This window comes from Streptomyces sp. NPDC057654 (genome assembly GCF_042800135.1).
In the GTDB taxonomy this organism is placed as follows: domain Bacteria; phylum Actinomycetota; class Actinomycetes; order Streptomycetales; family Streptomycetaceae; genus Streptomyces.
This window is the reverse complement of the sequence record NZ_JBHVHQ010000474.1, coordinates 1-6,560: the sequence shown is the minus strand read 5'-3', so window position 1 is coordinate 6,560 and position 6,560 is coordinate 1. Positions and strand designations below refer to the sequence as shown.

General features: G+C 71.5%; 5 protein-coding genes and 1 tRNA gene. 2 read left to right on the top strand and 4 right to left on the bottom strand.

Annotation, left to right across the window (positions count from 1 at the left end; genetic code table 11):
* Positions 1–26: 26 nt before the first annotated feature.
* Both ACFU99_RS28215 and ACFU99_RS28210 read right to left on the bottom strand, forming a co-directional pair.
* Positions 27–1,031: a helix-turn-helix transcriptional regulator gene (locus ACFU99_RS28215; protein WP_384397226.1), complete on the bottom strand. Its 1,005-nt coding sequence runs from the start codon at positions 1,029–1,031 to the stop codon at positions 27–29.
* A gap of 180 nt (positions 1,032–1,211) precedes the next feature.
* Positions 1,212–1,880, bottom strand: coding sequence for a pentapeptide repeat-containing protein (locus ACFU99_RS28210; RefSeq protein ID WP_384397223.1), 669 nt, complete (start codon positions 1,878–1,880; stop codon positions 1,212–1,214).
* A gap of 303 nt (positions 1,881–2,183) precedes the next feature.
* Here ACFU99_RS28210 and ACFU99_RS28205 point away from each other — a divergent pair, with 303 nt between their 5' ends.
* Positions 2,184–3,704 carry an MFS transporter gene (locus tag ACFU99_RS28205; RefSeq protein WP_384397220.1) on the top strand — a complete coding sequence of 507 codons (1,521 nt, stop codon included), beginning with the start codon at positions 2,184–2,186 and terminating at the stop codon, positions 3,702–3,704.
* Positions 3,705–3,732: 28 nt separating this feature from the next.
* Here ACFU99_RS28205 and ACFU99_RS28200 read toward each other — a convergent pair whose 3' ends face one another.
* Positions 3,733–4,887 carry a M24 family metallopeptidase gene (locus ACFU99_RS28200; RefSeq protein WP_384397217.1) on the bottom strand — a complete coding sequence of 385 codons (1,155 nt, stop codon included), beginning with the start codon at positions 4,885–4,887 and terminating at the stop codon, positions 3,733–3,735.
* A gap of 143 nt (positions 4,888–5,030) precedes the next feature.
* Positions 5,031–5,103: transfer RNA gene (locus tag ACFU99_RS28195), tRNA-Thr, on the bottom strand.
* A gap of 227 nt (positions 5,104–5,330) precedes the next feature.
* Here ACFU99_RS28195 and ACFU99_RS28190 point away from each other — a divergent pair.
* Positions 5,331–6,473 (top strand): ABC transporter ATP-binding protein, encoded by a 1,143-nt coding sequence (locus ACFU99_RS28190; protein WP_384397214.1) that lies wholly within the window; start codon positions 5,331–5,333, stop codon positions 6,471–6,473.
* The last annotated feature ends 87 nt before the right edge of the window (positions 6,474–6,560 follow it).

The window sequence follows — 6,560 nt, the reverse complement described above, 5'->3', positions numbered from 1 at the left end:
CCCTTCTGCCGGGCATAGGGCGCCGGCTACCCCACCCGCCCGGGGGCGCCCGCGTCGCCCCCGGAAGAGCGGTCGTGATGTTCGGCGCGCCAAGCGGTCGGGGTGCGGCCCGACGCGCGACGGAAGCGGCGGGAGAAGTGCGAGGCGTCGGCGAACCCGCTGGCATGGGCGACGGCGGCGATGGTGAGGTCCGGTCGCGCGATCAGACGTCGCCGAGCGGCCTCCAGACGCAGTTGCATGATGGATTCGCTGAGGGAGAGCGGCTGGGACTGCCAGAGCTGGAACAGCTTGCGCACCGAGATGGCGTGGGCCGCGGCGATGTCGTCGGGGCCGAGGCCCTGGTCCCCGGCGTGCATGCGGAGAAAGAGTCTGATCCGGTCCAGGAGATGGTCGTGAACGGCGCCGCGGGACGCGGCGTCGTCGTCCCGGGCAGCGCTGGCCACCAGCCCCTTCAGCAGAGCGACGGTCGCCTCGGTGGCGGACTCACGGTCCTCGGCGCCGGTCAGCAGCGGAGCGTTGGCGGACAGCGATGCCAGATGGTCGCGGACCACTCCGTACAGGGGGCTGCTCGGCAGCCGGTGGTCGGCCCTGCGGACGGTCTCCAGGTCCGTCTCCAGCCGGGAACGGTCGACCTGGACGAAACCCGCCCTGTAGGCGGCAGCGGCACGGTAGGAGAAGGCGGTGTTCATATCCGTGACGTAGAGATCGCCGCGACGCAACGGGCGGCTGACGCCGTCGTGTTCGTAGTGGCCGGGCAGGTCGCCGTCGAACAGCAGGAAGTAGACCCGCTCCGGACCGGTTCCCCGCAGTTCCGCTCCGGTGCGTTCGATCGCGAGGCCGCCGCCGACCGTCTCCGCGAAGAGGACCCCGCCGTCCAGTTCCGTCCCGGACACGCGGACCCGGGCGGACGTGGGCCGGTCGGCGAGCACTCGGACTCGGTGGGGAGTGCCCGATGTGGCCGTCAGGAAGTCCGACATGGCCCCGGCGCGATCCGCCGGCGCGAACCGCGAGGCGTCGAACAGTAACCGCATACGGCCGCCTCCCTCGGAACAGCGGCCGCCGGCCACCGCTCGCCCGCTCCCGTGAGTAGACGTGAGTAGAACCGCACACAGCGTACAAGGGTTCGTACAGCGTGTCCGACAAGCCGATGTCACGAGATCACGAACCGCCCCTCCCCTCAACCCGTCGCCCCTCCCCTCAGCCCGCCCCCGTCACTCCACCCGCACCCCTATCTGCGCCGCGAACGCCGGTGCCAGATCGAAGAGCTGGGCCGGGCTGATGACCGCCCCCGCCAACTGGTCCACGCCCCGCGCGATGTCCAGCTCGGTCACCTCCCGCAGATCGACGTCCGTCATCCGCACCGCCGTGAAATCGACCCGCCGCACCGCGCAGTCCCGGAACACCACCCGCTCCAGCCGCGCGTTCCCGAAGTCCGCCTCGGACAGCACGCACCCCTCGAACGTCACGTCCCTGAGCACCGCCTTGCGCAGATTCAAATAGTCGATCTTCCCGCCGCGCACCAGCACCCGCTCCAGCACCGCGCCGTGCAACTGCGTGCCGCCCAGCCGCGCGTCCACGAGCTCCACGTCCCGCAGCGACGCCTGCGCCAGATCCGTGCCCACCCCCCGGACGCCCTCCAGCACGCAGTCCACGAACCGCGCCCGGCCCAGCCGCGTCTCGTCCAGCGCGCAGCGCGTCAGCCGGCAGTCCATGAACCGCGCCCCGCGCCCCTCCTGGCCCACGAAGTCCAGGTCCTCGAAGCCGACCCCGTCGTAGTCCCCCTCCGTCTCCAGCTCCCCGTCCTGGAACGGCCGCAGCGGCGGCAGCCGCACCTCCGGCACCCGCACCGCCCGCACACTCCGCTTGCCCCGCGCCGTCATCGCGCCGCCTCCTCAACCATTCCCGCAGTCACCCGTACCGCCTCCCGCACATACCGTGGCACACGGCACTGACAACGCCCCTGACCTGCGTGGGAACGACCCGCAACAGCCCGGTCCCACGCCTCGCCGCCCGGACCCCGCCCGTCCGGAGCGCGCCCCGCCCCCGGAGCGCCTACGCTAAACGAGCGCGTCGATACGTGCGTACGCGGTAAAGCGGGTACGCGCCGGGCACCAGCTCACCGCCCGCCCCACGGCGTGCGGCAGGGCCCACGAACGCGAGCGGCCGCGAAAGCAGGTCTCCCGATGACCCAGAGCCACATATCCGCCTCCACGGGCAGCACCCCGCACCCCGACCCCCGCCGCTGGTGGGGGCTGGTGATCATCGCGCTGGCGCAGCTCATGGTGGTGCTCGACGCCACCATCGTGAACATCGCGCTCCCCTCCGCGCAGCGCGACCTGAACATGTCCGACGGCAACCGGCAATGGGTGATCACCGCCTACACCCTCGCCTTCGGCGGTCTGCTGCTCCTCGGCGGGCGCGTCGCGGACCTCGTCGGCCGCAAGCGCACCTTCCTGATCGGGCTCATCGGGTTCGCCGCCGCCTCCGCGCTCGGCGGCGCGGCGTCCAGCCAGGGCATGCTGTTCCTCGCCCGCGCCCTGCAAGGCGCCTTCGGAGCCCTCCTGGCCCCCTCCGCGCTCTCCCTGCTCACCACGACGTTCACCGACATCAAGGAGCGCAGCAAGGCGTTCGGCATCTACGGGGCCATCGCGGGCGGCGGCGCCGCCATCGGGCTGATCGCGGGCGGCCTGCTCACCGAGTACCTCGACTGGCGCTGGTGCCTCTACGTCAACATCCCCATCGCCCTCATCGCGTTCCTCGGCGCCACCATGCTGCTCCACGACCGCCCCGGCCACGGCAACGTACGCCTCGACGTGCCCGGCGCGATCCTCGGCTGCGGCGGCCTCGTCGCGATCGTCTACGGGTGCAGCGAGGCCGAGCCGCGCGGCTGGAACGACGCGCTCGTACTCGGCCTGCTGGCCGGCGGCCTCGCGCTGCTCGCCGCCTTCGCCTGGTGGCAGACGCGCGCCCCGAGCCCCCTGCTGCCGCTGCACATCGTCCGCGACCGCAACCGCGCGGGCGCGTTCGCCACCATGGGGCTCGCCGTCATCGCCATGTTCGGGATGTTCCTGTTCATGACCTACTACTTGCAGGTCGTGCTCGGCTACTCGCCCGTCAAGACCGGCATGGCGTTCCTCCCCATGACGGCCGCCATCATCGTCGGCTCCACGCAGATCTCCGCCCGGCTGCTGCACCACCTGCCGCCGCGCGTCCTGATGACCCCCGGCGCCGTCCTGGCCGCCGTCGGCCTCTTCCTGCTGACGTTCCTGACCGCCAAACCGGCCTACGTCTCGCACGTCCTGCCCGCCGAACTCCTCGTCGGCCTCGGCATGGGCCTGATCTTCATGCCCGTCATGGCCACCGCCACCAGCGGCGTCGCCCCGCAGGACTCCGGCGTGACCTCGGCGACGGTCAACACCGCCCAGCAGGTGGGCGGTTCCATCGGCACCGCCCTCCTGAACACCATCGCCACGTCCGCCTCCACCACGTACATCGCCTCCCACATGAAGGAGGCCGCGGCGCGTACGGGCGGGGCGCCGACCCCGGCCGTCAAGGGGGCCGTGATCAAGGACGGCGTCGTGCACGGCTTCACCATCGCCATCGGCTGGGGCGCCGCGATCATGCTCCTGGCCGCGGTGGTCGCCGGGACCATGGTGACGGCCAAGGCGCCCAAGAACGACATCGCGCCCGCGGACGCCCCGTAGCGACGAGACGGCGCCCCGACCGCGGGCGTCAGGCCACCACCCGCAGCTCCCGCGCCGTGTTGTTCAGCCGCCTGCCGCCCGACTCCGTGCACACCACGATGTCCTCGATCCGCACCCCGAACCGGCCCGGCAGATAGATCCCCGGCTCGATCGAGAAGCACATCCCCGGCACCAGAGGCAGGTGCTCGCCCTCGACCATGTAAGGCGGCTCGTGCGTGGTCACGCCGATGCCGTGCCCGGTTCGGTGGATGAAGTACTCCCCGTACCCCGCCTCCTTGATGACCTGCCGCGCCACCCGGTCGATCTCCTGGCAGGCCACCCCGGGCCGTACCGCCTCGAACCCGGCCTGCTGCGCCTCGCGCACGACGTCGTGCACCTTGCGCTCCTCGGCGGTCGGCTCGCCGACGTGGACCGTACGGGTCGTGTCGGAGCCGTAGCCGTCCTTCAGGCCGCCGAAGTCGAGTACGACCATGTCGCCCTCCTCGATGACCCGCTCGCCCGCCTCGTGGTGCGGGCTGGCGCCGTTCGGGCCCGAGCCGACGACCGTGAAGTCCACCTGGCTGTGCCCGTTGCGCAGCAGCGACGCGGCGAGGTCCGCCGCGACCTCGCTCTCCCGCCGCCCCGCGAAGCGCACCTGGGCGATCTCCTCGAACGTGGCGTCCGCCGCCGCGCCCGCCGCCGCGAGCCGCTCCACCTCGTGCGCGTCCTTCACCGCCCGGAGCATCGGCAGCACCTCCGTGAACGCCGAGTACCCCGAGTCCGGGAACGTCCGCTGGAGCCCCAGCAGATGCAGCGCCCAGGCGTTGTCCGAGACGCCGTAGCGCCCCTTGACGTCCCCGAGCAGCCCGCCCACGGCCCGGTACGGGTCCTCGCCGTCCGTCCAGCCGCTGATCCGCACCGCGCCGGCCCCGACCGCGCGCTGCGCGTCGGGCTTCTCCAGCGTCGGCACCAGCAGCAGCGGCTCGCGGTCCGGGGCCAGCAGCAGCGCGGTGAGCCGCTCGGTCTCGGCGGTCGGCCGGTAGCCGCAGAGCCAGCCGAGGTCGGGCCCCGGCGTCACCACGAGCCCGGCGAGCCCGGCGTCGGCCGCGGCCCGCGAGGCCCGTGCCATACGGGCCGCGTAGTCGTCGGAGGTGATGGGGGCGGGAGGCGTCAGGGGCGCGGAGGGCACAGAGGATGAGGTCATGGCCGCAGCGTAAACCGATGGCCTGAGCCGATCGCGGCCTTTATGGGGAGCGAAAAGGGGGAGCGAAAAAGGGAGCGGAAAACGGCGACGGCCCCCCGATCTCTCCGGAGGGCCGTCAACAGCGCGGTTCCGCGCGTTCAGTGGGCCGCCTGTCGGAATCGAACCGACGACCACCTGTTTACAAGACAGGAGCTCTGCCAACTGAGCTAAGGCGGCATCGCGCACATAGGCCCGTACGCGAAGGCGGGACCACTCTACACAGGGCCCGGTTCGCCCAGCCACGCCAAGGTCAGGGGGGCACCGCAAGAATTTCGTGACCGTTCATCTACTGACAAGCGGGTGGCCTGCGGGTAGCGTCACGGGCAGTCCCGTCAATTGGACTGGACCACTCCTTTTACTCGGATCGTCCGGCACGTTCCTGCCGGTGAAGGGACCACATCGCCATGGCTACGGTCACGTACGACAAGGCCACCCGGGTCTACCCGGGGACCGAGAAGCCCGCCGTCGACCAGCTCGACATCGCCATCGAGGACGGCGAGTTCCTCGTCCTCGTCGGGCCGTCCGGCTGCGGGAAGTCCACGTCGCTGCGGATGCTCGCGGGGCTGGAGGACGTCAACGGCGGATCCATCCGGATCGGCGACCGGGACGTCACGCATCTGCCGCCGAAGGACCGGGACATCGCCATGGTGTTCCAGAACTACGCGCTCTACCCGCACATGACGGTCGCCGACAACATGGGCTTCGCCCTCAAGATCGCGGGCGTCAACAAGAGCGAGATCCGGCAGAAGGTCGAGGACGCCGCGAAGATCCTCGACCTCACCGAGTACCTGGGCCGCAAGCCCAAGGCGCTCTCCGGCGGTCAGCGCCAGCGCGTCGCGATGGGCCGCGCGATCGTCCGCGAGCCGCAGGTCTTCCTCATGGACGAGCCGCTGTCGAACCTCGACGCCAAGCTCCGCGTGCAGACCCGCACCCAGATCGCCGGCCTCCAGCGCCGCCTGGGCATCACCACCGTGTACGTCACGCACGACCAGGTCGAGGCCATGACCATGGGCGACCGGGTCGCCGTGCTCAAGGACGGGCTCCTCCAGCAGGTCGACTCGCCGCGCAATATGTACGACCGTCCGAACAATCTCTTCGTCGCGGGCTTCATCGGCTCCCCCGCCATGAACCTCGTCGAGGTGCCGATCACCGACGGCGGCGTGAAGTTCGGCAACAGCGTCGTCCCGGTCTCCCGCGAGGCGCTGTCCGCCGCGGCCGACAAGGGCGACAGCACGGTCACCGTCGGCGTGCGGCCCGAGCACTTCGACCTCGCGAACGGCGAGGGCGAGGGCGCGGCCAAGTCCCTGTCGAAGGAGTCCAAGGACGCCCCGGCCGGCCTCGCCGTCACCGTGAACGTCGTCGAGGAGCTCGGCGCGGACGGGTACGTCTACGGCACCGCGGACATCGGCGGCGCCGAGAAGAAGGACCTCGTGGTCCGCGTGAACGGGCGGCGGGTGCCCGAGAAGGGCGCCGTGCTGCACGTCGTGCCGCGCCCGGGCGAGCTGCACGTCTTCTCGACCTCCACCGGCGAGCGCCTCGCCGACTGATCCGGCGCCCCATCGCTTCACGAGCCGACGCGCTCAACCGGCCGACGCCGTGTCCCCGCACCCCGGGGGCACGGCGTCGCCGCATGT

What these genes read in the sequence shown, in the direction of transcription:
- ACFU99_RS28215 (WP_384397226.1), bottom strand. Translation starts at nt 1,031, where the DNA reads ATGCGGTTACTGTTCGACGCCTCGCGGTTCGCGCCGGCGGATCGCGCC.
- ACFU99_RS28210 (WP_384397223.1), bottom strand. Translation starts at nt 1,880, where the DNA reads ATGACGGCGCGGGGCAAGCGGAGTGTGCGGGCGGTGCGGGTGCCGGAG.
- ACFU99_RS28205 (WP_384397220.1), top strand. Translation starts at nt 2,184, where the DNA reads ATGACCCAGAGCCACATATCCGCCTCCACGGGCAGCACCCCGCACCCC.
- ACFU99_RS28200 (WP_384397217.1), bottom strand. Translation starts at nt 4,887, where the DNA reads ATGACCTCATCCTCTGTGCCCTCCGCGCCCCTGACGCCTCCCGCCCCC.
- ACFU99_RS28190 (WP_384397214.1), top strand. Translation starts at nt 5,331, where the DNA reads ATGGCTACGGTCACGTACGACAAGGCCACCCGGGTCTACCCGGGGACC.